General features: G+C 69.6%; 18 protein-coding genes. 9 read left to right on the forward strand and 9 right to left on the reverse strand.

Going from position 1 to position 18,289, the window contains the following annotated elements; genetic code table 11:
- Positions 1–140: 140 nt before the first annotated feature.
- A complete protein-coding gene (locus tag AC0662_RS21430; RefSeq protein ID WP_452197375.1) occupies positions 141–671 on the forward strand; it encodes a CGNR zinc finger domain-containing protein in 531 nt (176 codons plus the stop codon).
- A 20-nt stretch (positions 672–691) separates the two neighbouring features.
- The gene (locus AC0662_RS21435) at positions 692–1,306 is read left to right on the forward strand and encodes a bacterial proteasome activator family protein (RefSeq protein ID WP_478302679.1); all 615 of its coding nucleotides are present in this window, start codon (positions 692–694) and stop codon (positions 1,304–1,306) included.
- A gap of 4 nt (positions 1,307–1,310) precedes the next feature.
- Here AC0662_RS21435 and AC0662_RS21440 read toward each other — a convergent pair whose 3' ends face one another.
- Positions 1,311–2,120 carry an HAD family hydrolase gene (locus AC0662_RS21440; RefSeq protein ID WP_452197371.1) on the reverse strand — a complete coding sequence of 270 codons (810 nt, stop codon included), beginning with the start codon at positions 2,118–2,120 and terminating at the stop codon, positions 1,311–1,313.
- Positions 2,121–2,697: 577 nt separating this feature from the next.
- Here AC0662_RS21440 and AC0662_RS21445 point away from each other — a divergent pair.
- Entirely contained in the window at positions 2,698–3,255 is a 558-nt protein-coding gene (locus AC0662_RS21445; protein WP_452197370.1) for a WhiB family transcriptional regulator, read from the forward strand.
- A 112-nt stretch (positions 3,256–3,367) separates the two neighbouring features.
- Here AC0662_RS21445 and AC0662_RS21450 read toward each other — a convergent pair whose 3' ends face one another.
- Positions 3,368–4,162 (reverse strand): HAD family hydrolase, encoded by a 795-nt coding sequence (locus tag AC0662_RS21450; protein ID WP_478302681.1) that lies wholly within the window; start codon positions 4,160–4,162, stop codon positions 3,368–3,370.
- A gap of 115 nt (positions 4,163–4,277) precedes the next feature.
- A complete protein-coding gene (gene serS / locus AC0662_RS21455) occupies positions 4,278–5,552 on the reverse strand; it encodes a serine--tRNA ligase (protein WP_478302683.1) in 1,275 nt (424 codons plus the stop codon).
- Between the two features lie 94 nt (positions 5,553–5,646).
- Between serS and AC0662_RS21460 the strand changes: the two genes are divergently transcribed.
- Positions 5,647–7,239, forward strand: coding sequence for a bifunctional phosphatase PAP2/diacylglycerol kinase family protein (locus tag AC0662_RS21460; protein WP_478302685.1), 1,593 nt, complete (start codon positions 5,647–5,649; stop codon positions 7,237–7,239).
- Between the two features lie 137 nt (positions 7,240–7,376).
- Here the strand turns inward: AC0662_RS21460 and AC0662_RS21465 are convergent, their stop codons facing one another.
- Positions 7,377–7,862 carry a DUF4446 family protein gene (locus AC0662_RS21465; RefSeq protein WP_452199060.1) on the reverse strand — a complete coding sequence of 162 codons (486 nt, stop codon included), beginning with the start codon at positions 7,860–7,862 and terminating at the stop codon, positions 7,377–7,379.
- A 112-nt stretch (positions 7,863–7,974) separates the two neighbouring features.
- On the opposite strand from AC0662_RS21465, the gene larB reads away from it, so the two are divergent.
- Both larB and larC read left to right on the forward strand, forming a co-directional pair.
- On the forward strand, positions 7,975–8,691 hold the full coding sequence (gene larB / locus AC0662_RS21470) for a nickel pincer cofactor biosynthesis protein LarB (RefSeq protein WP_452199062.1): 717 nt from the start codon (positions 7,975–7,977) through the stop codon (positions 8,689–8,691).
- Complete coding sequence (gene larC, locus AC0662_RS21475; protein WP_452199064.1) at positions 8,691–10,052, forward strand: nickel pincer cofactor biosynthesis protein LarC; 1,362 nt, start codon at positions 8,691–8,693, stop codon at positions 10,050–10,052. The genes larB and larC overlap by 1 nt, the downstream gene beginning before the upstream one ends.
- On the opposite strand, the gene AC0662_RS21480 is transcribed toward larC, so the two are convergent.
- Positions 10,049–11,608 (reverse strand): MptA/MptB family glycosyltransferase, encoded by a 1,560-nt coding sequence (locus tag AC0662_RS21480; RefSeq protein WP_452199066.1) that lies wholly within the window; start codon positions 11,606–11,608, stop codon positions 10,049–10,051. The two genes, larC and AC0662_RS21480, sit on opposite strands and share 4 nt — an antisense overlap.
- On the reverse strand, positions 11,605–12,396 hold the full coding sequence (locus AC0662_RS21485) for a glycosyltransferase family 2 protein (RefSeq protein ID WP_452199068.1): 792 nt from the start codon (positions 12,394–12,396) through the stop codon (positions 11,605–11,607). The genes AC0662_RS21480 and AC0662_RS21485 overlap by 4 nt, the downstream gene beginning before the upstream one ends.
- A gap of 204 nt (positions 12,397–12,600) precedes the next feature.
- On the opposite strand from AC0662_RS21485, the gene AC0662_RS21490 reads away from it, so the two are divergent.
- Entirely contained in the window at positions 12,601–13,191 is a 591-nt protein-coding gene (locus AC0662_RS21490) for a dihydrofolate reductase family protein (RefSeq protein WP_452199070.1), read from the forward strand.
- 95 nt (positions 13,192–13,286) lie between these two features.
- Positions 13,287–14,498, forward strand: coding sequence for an arginine deiminase (locus AC0662_RS21495; protein ID WP_478302690.1), 1,212 nt, complete (start codon positions 13,287–13,289; stop codon positions 14,496–14,498).
- A 214-nt stretch (positions 14,499–14,712) separates the two neighbouring features.
- On the opposite strand, the gene AC0662_RS21500 is transcribed toward AC0662_RS21495, so the two are convergent.
- The 3 genes from AC0662_RS21500 to AC0662_RS21510 all read right to left on the reverse strand — a co-directional run bounded on the left by AC0662_RS21500 (position 14,713) and on the right by AC0662_RS21510 (position 17,230).
- Positions 14,713–15,684 (reverse strand): DUF5926 family protein, encoded by a 972-nt coding sequence (locus tag AC0662_RS21500; protein ID WP_452199074.1) that lies wholly within the window; start codon positions 15,682–15,684, stop codon positions 14,713–14,715.
- A 63-nt stretch (positions 15,685–15,747) separates the two neighbouring features.
- Positions 15,748–16,164: an ATP-binding protein gene (locus AC0662_RS21505; RefSeq protein ID WP_452199076.1), complete on the reverse strand. Its 417-nt coding sequence runs from the start codon at positions 16,162–16,164 to the stop codon at positions 15,748–15,750.
- A 241-nt stretch (positions 16,165–16,405) separates the two neighbouring features.
- The gene (locus AC0662_RS21510; RefSeq protein WP_452199078.1) at positions 16,406–17,230 is read right to left on the reverse strand and encodes a glycerophosphodiester phosphodiesterase; all 825 of its coding nucleotides are present in this window, start codon (positions 17,228–17,230) and stop codon (positions 16,406–16,408) included.
- A gap of 58 nt (positions 17,231–17,288) precedes the next feature.
- On the opposite strand from AC0662_RS21510, the gene AC0662_RS21515 reads away from it, so the two are divergent.
- Positions 17,289–18,278, forward strand: a complete 990-nt coding sequence (locus AC0662_RS21515) for a zinc-binding dehydrogenase (RefSeq protein WP_452199080.1) — start codon at positions 17,289–17,291, stop codon at positions 18,276–18,278.
- The last annotated feature ends 11 nt before the right edge of the window (positions 18,279–18,289 follow it).

The raw sequence follows: 18,289 nt of genomic DNA on the forward strand, positions 1-18,289 counted from the left end.
GCGGTGTGCTTGCGACTCTCCACCGGCCGCAGGCGCACCGCTGGTACACGACCAGGCCTTCGCTGACCTGATGGGTGGAGACCACGCTCCAGCGGTGCCGGTGAGCATCTGTCATGGATCCATCGTGATGTAATGGCATTATGCATCTCAACCCTTACGGTGCCGATGCCGTGCTGCTCGCGGTGAACCTGGCCACCCGGCCCGCGAGCACGCCGGCCGAGCTGGCGGACCGCTGCGAGGAGAGCGGCGTCGAGAACCGCCTGGTGCGCGACCGGGATGTCACCGCCGCGGATCTGGCCGCGGTCCGCGTCGCGCTCGACGAGTGGCTCGCGGTCGTGGACGCGACGGACGAGCAGACCCGCGTCGATCTGGTGAACGCGATGCTGGCGAAGTACACCGAGCATCCGCGGCTCACCAACCACGCGGGCGACGGCTGGCACATGCACTACCGGCCGGACCACGTCCCGGTCGGCCGCCTCGTCGCGACCCTGATCAGCACCGGTACGGCGCTACACCTGGCCGGCCGTGGCATCAGCAGGCTCGGACGCTGCGCCGCCGAGGGCTGCGACAACGTGTACGCCGACCTCTCGCGCACCGGCCGTCAGCGGTACTGCAGCCCCGCCTGCGCCAACCGCGATGCCGTCCGGAGGCACCGCGCCCGCACCAGTTGAGCTCGACCTACGATAGGGAGATGACCGAGAGCAGCAGCGAGGGCCAGGGAACACCGATGGCCGGGGCGCGGACCGAAGACGGCAAGGTGCTGATCGTCGGGCCGGACGGCATGGCCGTCGAGGGACCGCCGCGCTCCGAGGGCGACCACGACGAGCACGACGACGAACCCCGTTCGGTCACCGAGCTGGTCGAGCAGCCGGCCAAGGTGATGCGGGTCGCGAACATGATCCGGCAGCTGCTCGAAGAGGTGAAGTCGGCGCCTCTCGACGAAGCCTCCCGGGCGCGGCTGCGCTCGATCCACGAGGCGTCGATCAAGGAGCTGGAGAGCGGCCTGGCGCCGGAGCTGGTCGAGGAGCTGGAGCGCCTCAGCCTGGACTTCACCGACGACAGCACGCCGACCGAGTCCGAGCTGCGGATCGCGCAGGCACAGCTGGTGGGTTGGCTGGAAGGCCTGTTCCACGGCATCCAGACCGCGTTGTTCGCGCAGCAGATGGCCGCGCGCCAGCAGCTGGAGCAGATGCGCCGCGCACTGCCCGGCGGCCAGCAGCTCCCCGGTGACGAGCACCCGGGCTTCCCCGGTGCACCACAGGCCGGAACGACCGATGGCCCCGGCAGCGGCGGGATGTATCTGTAACGCCTTATTTCACAGGCTGGAACAACTCCTCGAGGACGGCGGCGACGCCGTCCTCGTCGTTTGCCGGGGCCGTTCTGTCCACCACCGCGAGGACATCGGGGTGCGCGTTCGCCATTCCGTACGACGTTCCGGCCCAGGCGAGCATCGGCAGATCGTTGACCGAGTCACCGAAGGCGATCGTCTCAGATGCCGAGATCCCCTGTGACGCAGCGAATTCGGCCAGCATCGCGGCCTTCGAAACTCCGGACGCGGAGATCTCCACCAGACCGTGCCCGCCACTGTGACTGGCCGTAACTCGTTGGCCGACCAACGGTGAGACCAGCGCGAGCAGCTCGTCCGCGTGCAGGCTCGGATGCCGGACAAGCAGCTTCGCGGCCGGCTCCGCGAGCAGTTCTTCGACCGCTGCGATCAACGTGTCGTCAGGTTTCGGCCAGCGGTTCAGGTAGACCGGTTCCTGTCCGTAGCGATCCGGTCGCTCGATGGCGAACTGCACGTCCGGGATCGCCGCGCGGATCGCCTGCGCGACCTCGAGGGCGACCGCGGGTTCGATCAATCGGGTCCGAATCGCCTTACGGCGCGGGACGTCGTACAGAATGGCGCCGTTGGCAACAATCGCGACACCGTGCTCGCCGACCAGGTCCGTGAGGTCGTGCAGCCAGCGAGGTGGACGAGCGGTGACCATCACGAAAACACTTCCCGCGCGTTGTGCCGAACGCACCGCGGTCAAGGTCCGGTCGGACACGGTTCCATCACTACGCACGAGGGTTCCGTCGAGATCGGTGGCAATCAGGCGGGGGTACTGCGAAGCCGTCACAAGGCCACCGTATCCTCGTCGTGGGCGGTCCCGCATTACTCCTCCCAACGGCCTGGACGCAACCCGTTCGACACCGGTTTCAGCGGGTTTTGACTTTTCTCGTTGAGCTTTTGACAACGTCATCAGACCGTTACGGCAGGATGCTGCAAAGGCAGCAAGTTCCCCTGCGCCGCCCAGCGCGTGCGTGATTTCATGCGGAGGTCTGGCGGGGAACCGGGGGCTGTTCGGCCGCGTCGTATGCGTGTTCTGGATCAGCGCGACTGAATCCGCCCCACCTGCACAAGCACACACAAACGTCGAAGAACTGTTGTGGGATTGGCTGCAACCAAACCCTCGGCAGCGACGTCAAGAGTTATGGATCGGTGCGTCCCGCGCCCGGGACGACAACGGTGGGCCGGCAACAGTTCGCAGGTCCATCAGCTAGCGGATCTGTGCGAACGAACGACGTTCACTGTTCATTCATTCAGGTCTTGATACTTGGGGAGCCTTGATGACCGTCAACAGCGCCAATCTAGCGGGGCCGGGGGGCAATAGCTCCCGAGCGGCTGTCGACACATCTTCCAGCAGGGAGGGGGCAATGACCGGCTGCATCGCCCGCTCGGACATCTTTCAGCACCGCCTGATGGAAGAGCCGCCGCCCGCGTCCGCGACCCGTCGTACCAGGGAGCGGTACGAACAGCTGACCCGCGAGGCCAAGACGTTGTGCGCCTCGTGCCCGCTGTTCACCGACTGCCTGTACAGCGCCGTCGCCGAACACGACGTGAGCGGCTTCGTCGCCGGAACCACCGCGGTGCAACGGCGTTCGATCCGCAACCTGCTCGATGTCGAGGTGCAGGCGGACGACTTCGACCAGCTTGCCGGCGCGCGGGGGACGCGCCGGCCGGTGAGCCACGAAGAAGTCCTGCGGCTGCGCACGCAGTACCCGAACGACAGCCTGGAGTCGCTGGCCATGCGACTGGGATGCTCCCTGTCCACGGTGAAGCGGCACCTGCGCCGTGCTCGCCGCGGTCAGAGCCCGGCCGCCAAGACGCCGCGTCCGCGGCCCGAGGTCGGCGCCGTACTGGACGCGTTCGACACCGTGGTCGACCACCAGCACGCCCAGCCGCGCCGGACCGGTAGTACCCGCGTCGCCTGACCCGATACTCGGCCCGCCAGCGGACTATCGGGACCAAAGCCCAGGACCCCTGCAATTGCAGGGGTCCTGGGCTTTTCTGTTGCTGACAGCAAGTTGTCGGGCGGTGACCCGATCAGAACCAACGGTTGAGGATCGCGGCCGCACCGTCGTCCTGGACCGGCTTCGTCACCTCGTCGGCGGCCGCCTTCACCTCGTCGGGTGACGATCCCATCGCGACCCCGATACCGGCGTACGTGAGCATCTCGATGTCGTTGCGTCCGTCACCGATCGCCAGCAGGCCGGACGGGTCCAGGTCGTACTGCGCGAGCGCGACCTTCAGGCCCGTCGACTTGTCCACGCCCTCGGGCGCGATGTCGAGCCACGCCGTCCAGCCGACGAAATAGCTGACCCCGTGCAGGCCCAGGCGTTCCGCCAGGTGGACGAAATCGCTCTCGGACTGCTCCGGGTCGCGGATGATCAACCGGGTCACGGGTTGCGGCGCGAGCTCCTCGTCGCCGACCACCCGGATCCGCGCGTCCCGGCCGAGGTCGCCGTCCGGGAACGGTGCCGTGACCAGATAGCTGCCGTCGTACTCCTCGACCGCCATCCGGGCGTTCGGGGCGTACTTGCGGACCGATTCGATCACCGTCGACGGGTCGAACGTCCGCTCGTCGACGACCTCGCCATCCGGGTAGCGGAGCGTGCGCGCGCCGTTGCTGCAGACAACCAAACCGCCGGCCGGCAGACCGAGCCGCTCGGCCACCGGCCGGGTGGTCGACCAGGCCCGGCCGGTGGCCAGGATGACCGGCACCTGCGCGGCGGCCCGCCGGACCGCGTCGACGACCGCAGGCGACAATCTCTCGTCGTGATCGATCAGCGTGCCATCGATGTCCAGGGCAACGGCCGTCGGCCGTGGTCCTGTGGTCATGGGGCCTCCCGGCCTGGACTGAGGAGCGGAGGGAGCGTAGCGACTGGAGCGACGAGGGAAGGCCGGGAGTTACAGCCCCATGACCCGCCACGACGGAGTCGTGGCATCAGTGCCGTCATTTGGCGACCGGCTCGAGAACCTCGCGGCCACCGACGTACGGCCGCAGCGCGGTCGGCACGCGGACCGAGCCGTCGGCCAGTTGGTGCGTCTCCAGGATCGCGACGAGCCAGCGGGTGGTCGCCAGCGTCCCGTTCAGGGTCGCGACCGCCTGCGTCTTGCCGTCGGCGTCCTTGTGCCGGATGTTCAGCCGGCGGGCCTGGAAGTCCGTGCAGTTCGACGTCGAGGTCAGCTCCCGGTACCGGCCCTGCGTCGGCACCCACGCCTCGCAGTCGAACTTCCGGTACGCCGAGATGCCGAGATCGCCCGTGGCGGTATCGATCACCCGGTAGCTCAGCTCCATCTTGTCGAGCATCTCCTTCTCCCAGGCCAGCAGCCGCAGGTGCTCGGCGGGCGCGTCCTCGAGGCTGCAGTAGGAGAACATCTCGACCTTGTCGAACTGGTGGACGCGGATGATCCCGCGGGTGTCCTTCCCGTGCGACCCGGCTTCCTTGCGGTAGCACGACGACCACCCGGCGTACCGGACCGGACCGTTGGACAGGTCGATGATCTCGTCCATGTGGTAGCCGGCCAGCGCGACCTCCGACGTACCCGTCAGGTAGAGCTCGGGGTCCTCGAGGCGGTAGACGTCGTCGTGCGCCGACAGGTAGCCGGTGCCGCCCATCACCTCGGGCTTGACCAGGGTCGGGGTGATCATCGGGGTGAAGCCGTTCTCGACCGCCTGCTGGACGGCCAGCTGCAGCATGCCGAGCTGGAGCAGCATGCCGACGCCCTTGAGGAAGTAGAACCGCGAGCCCGAGATCTTCGCGCCGCGCTCCATGTCGATCGCGCCGAGCAGCTCACCAAGCGCGAGGTGGTCGCGGGGCTCGAAGCCTTCGGCGGCGAAGTCGCGCGGCTTGCCAACCTCCTCGACCACGACGAAGTCGTCCTCGCCGCCGACCGGGGCCTCGTCGGAGACCAGGTTCGGCAGCGCGCGGGCCAGCTCGTCGAAGCGGTTCCCGGCCGCGTTCGCGGCGGCCTCGTTGGCCTTCACCTCGGCAGCCAGCGTCTTGGTGCGCTCGAGCAGCGCGGTCCGGTCGTCCCCCTTGGCCTGGGCGACCTGCTTGCCGAGCGTCTTCTGCTCGGCCCGGAGCGCCTCGAAGGCGGAGATGGACGATCGACGCTCCCCGTCGGCCACCAGGATCTGGTCGACCAGGTCCGTACTTTCGCCGCGCTTGGTCAGGGCAGCCCGGACGACGTCGGGGTTCTCACGGAGCAGTTTCGCGTCAATCACACGACGAGGGTATCGGGGCGTGTCTGCGGCGGCGAAGTCTATTCGGGATGATGTGGTGTGAACAGCCGATCGTCGAGGGGGATCTGAGCGGGCGATGAACCACCACCCACCCAGTCCGGTCGGCCGTGCGCTCACGGTCGTTCTGGGTGCGCTGCCGTTCACCGTGATCACCCTGCTGGTCTTCGAGCACTGGTCACCGCTGGCCCGCTGGGACCAGTCGGTCGCCGCCCGCGCCGCGTCGTACGGCACCGCGCACGAGAGCGTCGTCGACTTCTGGCAGGTCGTCGGGGCCGTCGTCCTGCCCTGGACGTCGCGGGCGGTGATCGTGATCGTGGCGGCGTACCTGTGGCAGCGCCGGGCCCGGTTGCTGACGTTCTGGCTGCTCACCTCGGCGGTCGCGGAGCTGGTGCTGGTCCAGGTGGTCAAGGCGATCTTCGAGCGCGATCGGCCGGCGGGGATGCTGGTCGAGACCAGTGGCTTCTCGTATGTCTCGGGTCACGCGACGGCCGCGTTCGTGATGGCAGGCGCGCTGGGGGTCGTGCTGCCGTCGGTGCGGGGCTGGCGGCGGCGGTTCCGGCTGCTGGTGCTGCTGCCGGTGCTCCTGGTGGTCTGGATCGCGTCCGCGGACCGGATCGCGCTGAACGTGCACTACGTGTCGGACGTGCTCGGCGGCTGGGCGCTCGGGCTGGCGATCCTGACCGCGACCTCGATCGGGTTCGGGCTGCGTGCGGGCCTGCGCCGGCGCCGCCGCCGTACCCCGTCCGACGGCGACGGTACGACGGCTCCGCCGCGGGCCGCGGTGATCGTGAACCCGATCAAGGTCGGCGACGGGGTCGCGTTCCGCCGCAAGGTGACCCGGGCGCTCGCGGTCCGCGGGTACGACGATCCGCTCTGGCTCGAGACCCGCGAGGACGACGCCGGTAACGCGATGGCGAAGCAGGCGATCGAGAACGAATCGGATCTCGTCCTGGTCGCGGGCGGCGACGGCACGGTCCGCGTGGTGTGCTCGGCGCTCGCGCACACCGGGATCCCGGTCGGCGTGATTCCGGCCGGGACGGGGAACCTGCTCGCGCGGAACCTGCACATTCCTCTGGACCTGGATGATGCGCTGGAGCGGATCCTGGAAGGGCGGGACCGGCGGATCGACCTGGTCCGGGTGTACGGCGACGAGCTGGACACCGACCGGTTCGCGGTGATGGCCGGGCTGGGGCTGGACGCCGCGATCATCTCGGACGCGCCGCCGCACCTGAAGAAGCAGATCGGGTGGACGGCGTACCTGGTGTCGGCGGCGAAGAACATCAACCACCCGTCGGTGCGGGTCCAGCTCACCATCGACGACGCGGAGCCGATCGAGCGTCGGGTCCGGACCGTCGTGGTCGGCAACGTCGGGATGTTGCAGGCGAACATCCCACTGCTCCCGAATGCCCGCCCAGACGACGGCCTGCTGGACGTCGTGGTGATCGCGCCCCGCCGGGTGACCCAGTGGCCGATCGTCGTCTGGCGCCTGATGACCCGCACCAACCGCACCGACATGTACCTGGAACGCTTCACCGGCCGAAAGGTCGAGATCCACGCCGCCGTCGACGTCCAACGCCAACTCGACGGAGACCCCATCGGCCCCGGCCGCTACCTGGTCTCCGAGATAGAACCCGGCGCCCTCACCGCCCGAGTCCCCAAACGCCGCTGAACAATCGGCATCTCGACAGGAGGTGTCGGCTTTCCCGCCCGCTCGCCACGCTCACGGCGGCAGGCATCAGGCCCGATCCCGAGCACACATCCTGTCGAGCTGCCGTTTTTCCTCCGGCGCAGGCCCGGGCGGGGTGGTCAGTCGACCGTTGGGCCCGACTCTTTGTGGAGGGTGTCGATGGCTTCTTGTTCTTCGGGGGAGAGTTTGGACTCGCTGGTGAAGGAGCGGATTTCCTTCGCGTAGGTGCGGGCGTCGGCGCGGCTGTTGATGGAGGTGAGGACGACGCCGTCGCCGTTGCTGTCCAGGATCGCCATCGACCAGGAGAGCTTGCCGCCGGTGTCGCCGAACGCGTCGTACCGGACGACGGCGAGGTGCTGCAGCGTTTCCTTCAGCTCGCCGCGGGTGGCGTCGAGTTCCTTGCCGAGTCTGCGCAGCTCGGACTTCACCGTGCCGGGTTTCGCCTCGGGTTGCTCCGGCTGCGGGGCCGGATCCGGGAGTGCGGCGGGTGAGACCTGGTCCGACGTGTCAGTCCGGGCCCGGAGGGCCTGGATCGCGAACACCAGGGCAAGCACCGCCACGAACAGGGCGGCGACCCCGAAGGCACCGGCTAACGTCGAAGACACGCACGAGAGCCTAAGGCATGTGGTGTTATACCTGAGTATTCAAGCGATTGCACAGCGTGTGGTCGACGGGACGGATGCGGTACCTCGGGCCGCGGCAACGTAGATTCGCGGCGTGACACATTTGCCTGATCAGGGTCCACAACCGGGCGTCCACGACCTCGGCTACGCCCGCCTCGACACCGACCGGCTGGAGCGCACCGGCGACGCCGAAGTCGTCTACGGCGCCGGTAAGACGCCGTCTCAGGTGGTGGAACTGCTCCGCACACTGCACGCCACGCACCCGGATCACGCCGTACTGGCGACCCGGCTGACCGACGAGGCGCAGGAGGCGGTGACCGCGGCGCTTCCGGAGGCGGTCGTCGACCCGGTCGGGCGTACGGCGGTCCTCGGCGAGCCGGGCTCCCTGCGCGGGCGGGTCGCGGTCGTGGCGGCCGGTACGTCGGATGCGCCGGTGGCGGCCGAGGCGGCGACGACGGCCCGGGTGTTCGGGGCCGAGGTCGAGATGATCACGGACGTCGGCGTCGCGGGGCTGCACCGGATCCTCGGGGTCCGTGAGCGGCTGGACGCGGCGGACTGCCTGATCGTGGTCGCCGGGATGGAGGGCGCGCTCCCGAGCGTCGTCGGCGGGCTGGTCGGCGTACCGCTGGTCGCGGTGCCGACCTCGGTCGGGTACGGCGCTTCGTTCGGCGGGCTGGCCGCGCTGCTCGGGATGCTGAACTCGTGCGCGCCCGGTGTCTCGGTCGTGAACATCGACAACGGGTTCGGTGCCGGGGTCTTCGCGGCCCGGGTGGCGCGTCGTTCGGTGCCGCGCGAGACGAAGGACGCCTGATGCGCACCGCGTGGCTCGACTGCTCCGCCGGCGCCTCCGGCGACATGCTCCTCGGCGCCTTCCTCTCGGCCGGCGCCGACCTCGCCTACGTGAACGCGGCGGTCGCCGCCGTCGACCCGTCGCTCGCCGTCGCAGTCGCCCCAACCGCCCGCCACCAGATCGCCGCCACCAAGGCATCGGTCGAGGTCAACGGCACGCCACACCCGGAGAACTTCCCCGACGCCGGGCATGGTCACGGTCACGACGACGCCGCAGGTCACGGGCACGGGCACGGCCACGCGGGCGACGAGCAGGACGCCGGGCACGGGCACGGCCACGCGAGTGACGCGGAAGGCGCCGGGCACGGGCACGACGGGCAGGGGTCTTCCTCGCAGCACACGCATTCGGGGCCGACGCGGGCTTGGGCTGAGGTTCGGCGGTTGCTCGAGGAGGCGGCGCTGGACGAGCCGGTGCGGGCTCGCGCGCTCGACACGTTCGGGCGATTGGCTCGGGCCGAGGCGGCTGCTCACGGAGTGGATCCGGAGACGGTGCACTTCCACGAGGTCGGCGCGCTGGATGCGATCGCGGACATCGTCGGGGTCGCGGCGGCCGCGGTGAGTCTCGGGCTGGAGCGGGTCGTGGTGTCGACCATCGCGCTGGGCGGTGGGACGCAGGTCCGCGGGCAGCACGGTGGCATCCCGATTCCCGGCCCCGCGGTCCTGCACCTGGTGGCCGAGGCCGAAGCGCCGGTGATCGGCGGTACGGCGCCGTACGAGATGACCACGCCGACCGGGGCCGCGCTGCTCGCCACGCTGGCTGACGAGTACGGGATGATGCCGCCGATGCGCGTCAGCACGACCGGTGTCGGCGCCGGCGGGCGGGACCCGGTGGAGGTGCCGAACATCCTCCGCGTCATCGTCGGCGAGTCCACCGACCGCCCCGCGACCGAGCTGGTCTACGAGACGAACGTCGACGACCTCGACCCGCGGTTGTGGCCGCAGATCCTCGCGAAGCTGCTGGCCGCCGGTGCCGCCGACGCCTGGCTGACACCGATCCTGATGAAGAAGGGCCGCCCGGCCCACACCCTGTCGGTCCTGGTCACGGGCAAGAACGCGGCCGCGGTACGTCGGGTGATCCTCACCGAGACGACCGCGATCGGCCTGCGCGAGTACCCGATCAGCAAGCACGCCGCCGACCGCGAGTTCACCACGATCAAGCTCGACGGCACCTCGATCAGCGTGAAGATCGCCAGGTACGACGGTCAGGTGGTCAACGTGCAACCGGAGTACGACGACGTGGTCGCCGCCGCCACCGAACTCGGCCAACCGGTCAAACTCGTCCTGGCCCGCGCGATCGCCGCCGCCGAGTCCCTCTGGAGCTAGTGCGCCTCGGCGGCCTTCTGTGGGACTGGCTTCGGTTTGCGCCGGGGCCAGTCGTAGGGCCACCACTGGGCGCCGTTGCGGCGGGCCCAGACGATCAACGCGATCAGCACGCCCAGCTCGATCGCCGGGCAGATCGTGTCCCGCAGGCGCGCGCTGAAGAACTCCAGCGAGTCCGAGAGGCTCGCCGCGACCTGTCGCGCGTTCGGGTCCCGGCCGGGGACGTAGGCGATCGCGAGCATCGTCGTACGCACGACCATCAGTCCGTCGACCTTGGACGCGGCGACCGCGGCGAGGGCGACCCAGGCGATCACGTCGTACCAGGGCAGGGAGTACATCGCGGTGAGGACCCAGGCGATCGCGTAGATCGCGGTGTAGCGGATCGCGGCCGGGGTCGGGTCGTCGGGATGCGTTTGGGGCACCAACGACTTCGGCATCACCTGGGTGAGGAGGATCGCGACCACGATCAGCCCGACCCACGCGAGGATCGCCAGGACGGTCCGCACCAGGCCGTTCGGCAGGAACAGCGTGAAGAAGCTCAGCAGCACCTTGTGCGGCGTGCCCGTGGAGATGAACGACGTCTGCGACCGCGCCTGCTGGAACGCCTGCAGACCGACGATCGCGTACAGCCCGCCCATCGCGAGCGCACCACCACCGCAGAACCAGATGCACTTGCGGCGGTCGGCCCGCAGCGCCCACAGCATCGCGACGCCGACCAGGCCGATGGACAGCTTCGTGCAGCCCGCGACGCCGAGCATGATCCCGGCCAGGAACACGTGCCGCCGGAACAGCACCAGCGCGATCACCGCGAACATCACCGCGATCGCGTCGTTGTGCGCGCCCGCGAGAACGGCCCAGAGCAGCAACGGGTTCGCCAGGCTGAGCATGATCACTCGCCGACGGGCCGGCAGGTCCTTGCCGACCAGCTTCAGCAGCAGTAGCCCGGTGACGACCAGGCTGATCGCGACCGACAGCTGCAGCATCCAGACGGTGAGCTGCGCGGAGTTGCCACCGATCACCGACGAGAGCCACTGGATCCACGTCGCGATCGGCCCGTACACGCTGCGCGCGCCCTGCCACGGCCGCTCGGTCGCGGCGATCACCGGGTCGTACCCGAGCCGGATGGTGTCCGCCGGCGACGCCGTGTACGGGTCGCCGCCGAGCGACATGATCCGCCCGTACGCCGCATAGATCAGGACGTCGCCCGAGGCCATCGGGGGTACCAACGTGACGGCCGCCGTCGTACCGATGCCCAGGGCAATCAAACGGTCGATGCGCGGGGCCCAGCCGTGTTTCAGGGCCTTGGTGGCGAGATAGACGCCGTACCCGCCGAGCAGGATCGCGACGTAGATCATCACCGATACGAGCCAGTCGTTCGGCTTGGTGGTGAACCAGTACGACGGGAGCCACGAGTGCCGACCGGTCAGCGTCAGCACGACCACGGACGGACCGAGCAGCCCGACCGCGACGATCAGCGCCGTACACGCGAGGTAGAGAGCGACGGCGCGGCGACCGTACTTCCGGCCGAGCTCGACGTCGGGCGCGTCAGCAGTGCTCATTGCGCGGTCTTCCGCGGGAACAGACTGCGCAGCGACGGCCCACCACCGTCCGCGGGCAGCGCACTGCGGGCGGCGAGCGCACGACGGACGTGCAGGTACTGCTTCGCGCGGTGCAGTTGGCCGCGCAGATCCGTCCCGGTCGCGCGGTGCCGGACCTCGATCGGCACCTCGACGATCCGGAAGCCCTTCCGCCCCAGGTCGATCGTCAGCGCGGTCTCGACCCCGAACCCGGCGGCCAGCGGTACGGCGGAGTCGAACGCGGCCCGGGTCAGACAGCGCTGGCCGGACAGCGGCTGCTCCGGCGCCCAGCCGGTCGCCTCCTGGATCCCGGCCCGCGCGAGGCGCACCACGAACCCGTGACCGCCGGCCTTCGAGCCGTCGGTGCGGACCTGGGCCGGCAGCGTCCCGATGGTCATGTCCGCGCGCCCGGTCTGCACGGGCTGGATCAGCGGGCCCGCCGCGGTCGCCGTGTCGGTGAGGTCGGCGTCGAGGAACAGCAGGTGCCGCGGCCGGGCTCCGTCGCGCTCCGCGACCGCGGCCGCGCCGGTCTCCATCGCGGCGGCCTTCCCGCGGTTGCGCTCGTGCCGGACCACTACGGCTCCGGCGCGCGTGGCGGATTCCGCCGTACCGTCGCTGGAGCCGTCGTCGACGACCACGACCAGGTCGACACCGATGATCTTGTGCACCGCGTCGACGGTCGCCGCGATCCGCTCGGCCTCGTCCTTCGCCGGGATCACGCAGGCGACGGCACGCTCGAACGGTTCGGAGGACAATTCATCACCGGGCACAGCACCGCAGCCTAGTTCCTCTCCAGCCGATCGACCTCGTCCGTACCGTCCACCTGTGGATATTCGTCCTTTCGTACGACGGCCCGGTCAGCCAGGCGGGTCGCGGATATCAGCCAGGTGGCAGATGTTCCGGTCCGCCCGCGGCGGCAGGATTTCTGGTGTCAGGCCGATGCAGCGGCCGACCCGAACCGAAGGGGTACCGAAATGACTCGCACAGTGACCGCCAACATCTCGCTCTCGCTCGACGGCCGGGTGAACGGACCGGGCGGGGACTTCGACATGGGCTGGATCGTGCCGCACGCGATCACCGAGGGTGCCCGCGACCACATGCTCCGGGTGACCGAGCCGGCCACCACCGTGCTGCTCGGCCGGAAGAACTACCAGGGCTTCGGCGGCTTCTGGCCGGCGGTGGCCGATGACGAGACCGCGGCACCGCAGGACCGGGCCTTCTCACGCTGGCTGAACGAGACCGACAAGGTGGTCTTCTCGACGACGCTGACCGACGCCCCCTGGCAGAACTCCCGGATCGCCGAGGGCGAGCCCGCGGACGTGGTCAAGGAGCTGCGCGGCCAGGAGGACGGCGACATCATCGTGCTGGCCAGCTCCAGCGTGATCCGCGCGCTGCTGGCCGCGGACGAGGTCGACCGGCTGAGCATCACCCTGGACCCCGAGCTGGTCGGCGGCGGCGCCCGGCTGTTCGAGGACGGGCTGCCGGCCACGTCGTGGAAGCTGACCGACGCGACGCCGACCGAGTCCGGCGCGCTCTGCCTGCTCTACGACCGCGTGCGCTCCTGAAGTTGGCACTCCGGGGCATATTGTCGGACAATCAGACAGATTGGGCGGACTGTGCCGTAGCGTGGAAGACCACGACCGGAAGAAGGGCTGGGCGGATGACCGAGACGGGCGGAGTCAAGGCGTACGGCGTCGACAGCGAGGTCGGCCCGCTGCGCACGGTGATGCTGCACCGGCCGGGCAACGAGCTCCGTCGGCTCACCCCGCGGAACAACGACAAACTGCTGTTCGACGGCATCCCCTGGGTCGGTCGGGCGCAGGACGAGCACGACGCGTTCGCCCAGGCCCTCCGGGACCGTGACGTCGAGGTGCTGTACCTCGGCGACCTGCTGACGGAGGCGCTCAACGATCCCGAGGCCCGGGCGCGGGCCGTCGCGGGCGCCATCGAGGACCTGCGCCTCGGCGACACCCTGCGCGACTACCTGCGGGCGTCCCTCGGCGCGCTCGATCCGGCCGCGCTGGCCGAGGCGCTGATGGCCGGCGTACGGAACGACGAGGTGCGCGTGGGCGGGCTGGTGACGTCGCTGCTGGCGCACGAGGACTTCCTGATCGACCCGCTGCCGAACCTGCTCTTCACCCGGGACTCCAGCGTCTGGATCCGGGACTCGGTCGCGGTCACCTCACTGGCGATGCCGGCCCGGATGCGCGAGACGCAGCTGACCGAGCTGATCTACACGTTCCACCCGCGGTTCGCGAGCGCCGACAAGGTGTACGACCACCAGTTGGAGCACGTGGAGGGCGGGGACGTACTGGCGCTCGGTCCCGGCGTTCTCGCGGTCGGTGTGGGCGAACGGACGACTCCGGCCGGTGTGGAGCGGTTGGCGCAGCGGGTGTTCGAGAAACGGCTGGCGCACACCGTGCTCGCCGTACCGATCGCGCAGCAGCGGGCGACGATGCATCTCGACACCGTGTGCACGATGGTCGACACCGACGCCGTACTGATGTATCCGAACATGGCCGAGGAGATGCGGGCGCTGGCGGTCACCACCGACGGCGCCGAGCTGCATGTGGCGGAGCCGGAGCCGTTCCTGGTCGCGGCGGCAAAGGCACTCGGCATCGACACGCTGCGCCGGATCGACACCGGGCTGGACCCGGTAACGGCCGAGCGGGAGCAGTGGGACGACGGGAACAACACCCTGGCGGTCGCGCCGCGCGTGTGCATCGCGTACGAACGGACCGTGGAGACGAACGCACGACTCGAGGAGTCCGGGATCGAGGTCATCCGGATCTCCGGCTCCGAGCTCGGCTCGGGCCGCGGCGGACCGCGCTGTATGTCGTGCCCGGTACTGCGGGCACCGGTGGGCGCGTAAGCCCAACGACACGCGGAGTGAAATCGGGGCTTGTGGCCCGGCATCATCCTGAGTACTCTTCATGCCTAGGCCCAGGCCCTGTTGCTCCCCCGTCAGCAGGACTTGGGCCGTCCACGTTCCACGGTGAGATCGAGCCAGTTGGCCTAGACCACTGTGGGTGAACGAAACGCCCACCCCGGCAGCAGCCAGGGTGGGCGTTCGTCGTTTCAAGCGGTCAGCGGATGGTGAGCTGGCGGCTGGCCAGGCCGGCGCGGGCCGCGCGCTCGTCGGTGGTGAGCGGCGCGTCGGTGGCGAGCGCCTTCTCCAGAGCGGCAGCGAAGTCGGCGGCCGGCTTCTCGACGTCGGTGGCCTCGGTCCCGGCCGGGAGCTCCCAGACCGGCGCCAGTACGCCGAGGGCGCGGAAGGAACCGATCAGGCGGCTGCCGTTGATGATCGCCGACGAACCGGCGGCGTGCAGCCGGGCGAGCGCGTCGAGCACCGTGTCCTCGGTGTGCGGCAGCACCCAGCGCAGGTAGATGCGGTCGCCGATCTGCGTCCAGTACGCCGCGTCCACCGACTCCAGCCGGACGGTCGGGGCGGCCGCGGCGTTCGCGCGCTCCAGGCCGGCGGCGACCTCACCGGTCGGGTCCTCGACGTTCTCTCCGACCCAGTAGTCGAAGCCCTCGTGGACCTTGATCTCCAGCGGCTTGGAGGTGTCGATCAGGTCCTGCAGCCGCGGTCCGTCCTTCATCAGGTCGCCGAGCTGGATCGGGTTCCCGGGCTCGGTCCGCAGCGCGGCGGTGATCGCGTGGCCGAGGTCGCGGCTCGGGTCACCCGACGACGCGTGCGTCTGCAGGCCGATCCAGATCGTCTCGTCGTCGCGCACCAGACCCGGCATCGCCATCGGCAGCAGCGTGACCAGGTTGACCACCTTGCCGGCGTTGTCGCCGACCAGCTCGACCTGCACGGTGCCGGACGGGACGATCTCGCGGAACGCGATCAGGTCACACTCGGACGGCAGCCCCTCGAACGGCCGCACCACGAACGCATCGGCCGCCTGCGCCCGGTCCTTGCCGTGGCACTGCTTGAACCGCTTGCCCGAACCGCACGGGCAGGGTTCCCGCGGCCCGACGTCGACCAGATCGGCCGGGTCGAGCGTGACGGTCGTCGTCGTGTTCTTCGCGCGCTGCCGCGACTTCTTTCCCATAACCACGCAGTCTTGCAGCCCAGCACGCCCCGGAGCCAACTCACCCGGGGCTGCCGGCGCCGGTCAGTTCGGGATGACAGCGTGGACCGTGCGGTGGTGGGCGGCGGTGCGGACGTCCCAGCCCGAGGTGAGCATCTCGACGATGGCCAGACCGCGGCCGCCGACCGACTCCGGGTGGGTGTCGCTGATGCGCTGCGGTTCGGTGTCACCACGGCCGTCGGTGACCTCGACATGGATTCCGGCCTTGTCGATCCACCAAGCGGCACGGACCTCGCCCGACGGCAGCGGCGGGGCGTACCGGATCGCGTTCGACAGCAGCTCCGTGAGGACGAGCTTGGCGTCCTCACAGGCATTTCCGGCCACCCTGTACCGCTTCAGGTAGGTGGCCAGACGGCGTCGTGCGTCCGCTACCGCGGACACTTCGTGCGGGAGTACGACGTCCACGACGCTCACGTCGGCGGGCAAGGTCGCTGAGGACAAGCAGGGTCTCCTCGATGATCGGAACAGCCATAGGAACATCTGCCCACGATCCGGCCCCGGAAAACCACTGCAAGTATTCCGTTACATAGCCACCGCGGAGTTCCCGCCTAAACTCCGGGAAACCGTGATGAAATCGACGGATTGAGCGTTAAGAATAACCGCCCGCATTCGCGTCACTACGTATCCATACCAGCGTGACACAAGCCACACAATCCGTGCCGAAGTGTCACAAACCCGCAGGTCAGGTACGGCGTCCTACATCTTCCGGTCCTTCTGCGAGCACCCGCAGCGCGACGTCCGGCCGGTCGCTGATGACCGCGTCGACACCGAGCTCGCGGCAGCGCCGGACGTCTTCTTCGGCGTTCACGGTCCAGACATGAACCTGGTGCCCGTGTTTCTGCGCGCGCTCGACGTACTCCGGGTGCGCGGTGACGATCTCCAGGCTCGGGCCGGCGTACGAGACGCCGGTCGGCAGCGAGCCGTCGCGGAAGCGCAGCGGGATGCGGTCCATCAGCAGGACGGTGCGCAGCCCGGGCGCGGCCGCCCGCATCCGGCGCAGCGACAGCCAGGAGAAGCTCATCACCCGGGCCGGCGACTCCGTCCCGAGCTTCGGGTGCGCCCAGCCGTAGCGGTCCAGGGTCTCGATCAGGCGGCGCTCGACGCGCCCGGCGTACCGGGTCGGGTGCTTGGTCTCGATCGCCAGCTCGACCGGGCGGCCGGCGTCCCGGACGGTCGCCAGCAGCGTGTCGAGCGTCAGCACCTTCCGGCTGTCGAGGTCGGGCAGCTCGGTCTCCTCGTCGACGTCGGCCCCCTGGTGTTTCCACGAGCCCCAGTCGTAGGTCTCGAGCTCTTCGAGGGTCATCGTGGACAGCACGCCCTGGCCGTTCGAGGTGCGCTCGATCCGGCGGTCGTGCACGCAGACCAGATGCCCGTCCTTGGTCAGCCGGACGTCGCACTCGAGTCCGTCCGCACCGACGTCGATCGCCCGCCGGTACGCCGCGAGCGTGTGTTCAGGATCGACTGCACTGGCGCCGCGATGGGCAACGACGCGCGGGAGCTTCCGCATGCAGGAAACTCTTTCACACGATGCCGGTGGATCGGGGGACGAGACATACCCTCACGCCATGGACATGCGCGCGATCGTGCTGGACGGGCCGGTGCAGCCGGAGGAACTGCGGGTGCGACGGGTCCCCGTCCCCGAACCGGGCCCGGGCTGGGTGCGGATCAAGGTCGAGGCGTTCGGGCTGAACCGGTCGGAGTACCACCTCCGGGCCGGCCTCGCGACGAACGCGCGCTTCCCGGTCATCCCGGGCATCGAGGCGGCCGGGACGATCGACCTGGCGCCCGGTGATGAGTTCGCCGAAGGCCAGCAGGTCGTCGCGATGATGGGCGGGATGGGCCGCGAGTTCGACGGCGGGTACGCCGAGTACGCCGTCGTTCCCGTGTCCTCGGTGATCCCGGTGACGACCGACCTGGACTGGGCGACGCTCGGCGCGCTGCCGGAGATGCTGCAGACCGCCCACGGATCGCTCCACACCGGGCTGGCGATCGAGCCCGGCCAGTCGCTCCTCGTCCGCGGCGGTACGTCGTCCGTCGGCGTGGCGGCCGCAGTCCTCGCGAAGGAGGCCGGGCTGACCGTGTTCTCGACGACGCGGAATCCGCAGCGGGCCGACGTACTGCGTGAGCTCGGTGTCGATCACCCGATCGTTGACGACGGCAACGTCGCGGCGAAGGTCCGGGAGATTCTCCCGCAAGGCGTGCACGCGGCGCTCGAATTGGTCGGCACCAATGTCCTTCCGGACACCCTGCAGGCGACCGCGATCCACGGCACGGTGTGTTTCACCGGAATGCTGAGTGATTCCTGGACGATCCCGGACTTCTACCCGATCGGTTACCTCCCGAACGGCGTCCGGCTGACGGCGTACGGCGGCGAGAGCTCGGACCTCCCGGCGGCCGCGTTCCAGCGGTACGTCGACCTCGTGGCCGCGGGCAAGCTGCCGATCCGGATCGACCGGGTGTTCACGATGGACGAGATCGGCGAGGCGCACCGGATCATGCAGGACGGTACGGCGGTCGGGAAGCTGGTGGTGCGGGTCGGGGGTCCCGCCACCTGACGGGACCCCCA

The organism is Kribbella sp. NPDC043289 (genome assembly GCF_056436705.1).

What these genes read in the sequence shown, in the direction of transcription:
- AC0662_RS21430 (WP_452197375.1), top strand. Translation starts at nt 141, where the DNA reads ATGCATCTCAACCCTTACGGTGCCGATGCCGTGCTGCTCGCGGTGAAC.
- AC0662_RS21435 (WP_478302679.1), top strand. Translation starts at nt 692, where the DNA reads ATGACCGAGAGCAGCAGCGAGGGCCAGGGAACACCGATGGCCGGGGCG.
- AC0662_RS21445 (WP_452197370.1), top strand. Translation starts at nt 2,698, where the DNA reads ATGACCGGCTGCATCGCCCGCTCGGACATCTTTCAGCACCGCCTGATG.
- AC0662_RS21450 (WP_478302681.1), bottom strand. Translation starts at nt 4,162, where the DNA reads ATGACCACAGGACCACGGCCGACGGCCGTTGCCCTGGACATCGATGGC.
- AC0662_RS21460 (WP_478302685.1), top strand. Translation starts at nt 5,647, where the DNA reads ATGAACCACCACCCACCCAGTCCGGTCGGCCGTGCGCTCACGGTCGTT.
- larC (WP_452199064.1), top strand. Translation starts at nt 8,691, where the DNA reads ATGCGCACCGCGTGGCTCGACTGCTCCGCCGGCGCCTCCGGCGACATG.
- AC0662_RS21480 (WP_452199066.1), bottom strand. Translation starts at nt 11,608, where the DNA reads ATGAGCACTGCTGACGCGCCCGACGTCGAGCTCGGCCGGAAGTACGGT.
- AC0662_RS21490 (WP_452199070.1), top strand. Translation starts at nt 12,601, where the DNA reads ATGACTCGCACAGTGACCGCCAACATCTCGCTCTCGCTCGACGGCCGG.
- AC0662_RS21495 (WP_478302690.1), top strand. Translation starts at nt 13,287, where the DNA reads ATGACCGAGACGGGCGGAGTCAAGGCGTACGGCGTCGACAGCGAGGTC.
- AC0662_RS21500 (WP_452199074.1), bottom strand. Translation starts at nt 15,684, where the DNA reads ATGGGAAAGAAGTCGCGGCAGCGCGCGAAGAACACGACGACGACCGTC.
- AC0662_RS21510 (WP_452199078.1), bottom strand. Translation starts at nt 17,230, where the DNA reads ATGCGGAAGCTCCCGCGCGTCGTTGCCCATCGCGGCGCCAGTGCAGTC.
- AC0662_RS21515 (WP_452199080.1), top strand. Translation starts at nt 17,289, where the DNA reads ATGGACATGCGCGCGATCGTGCTGGACGGGCCGGTGCAGCCGGAGGAA.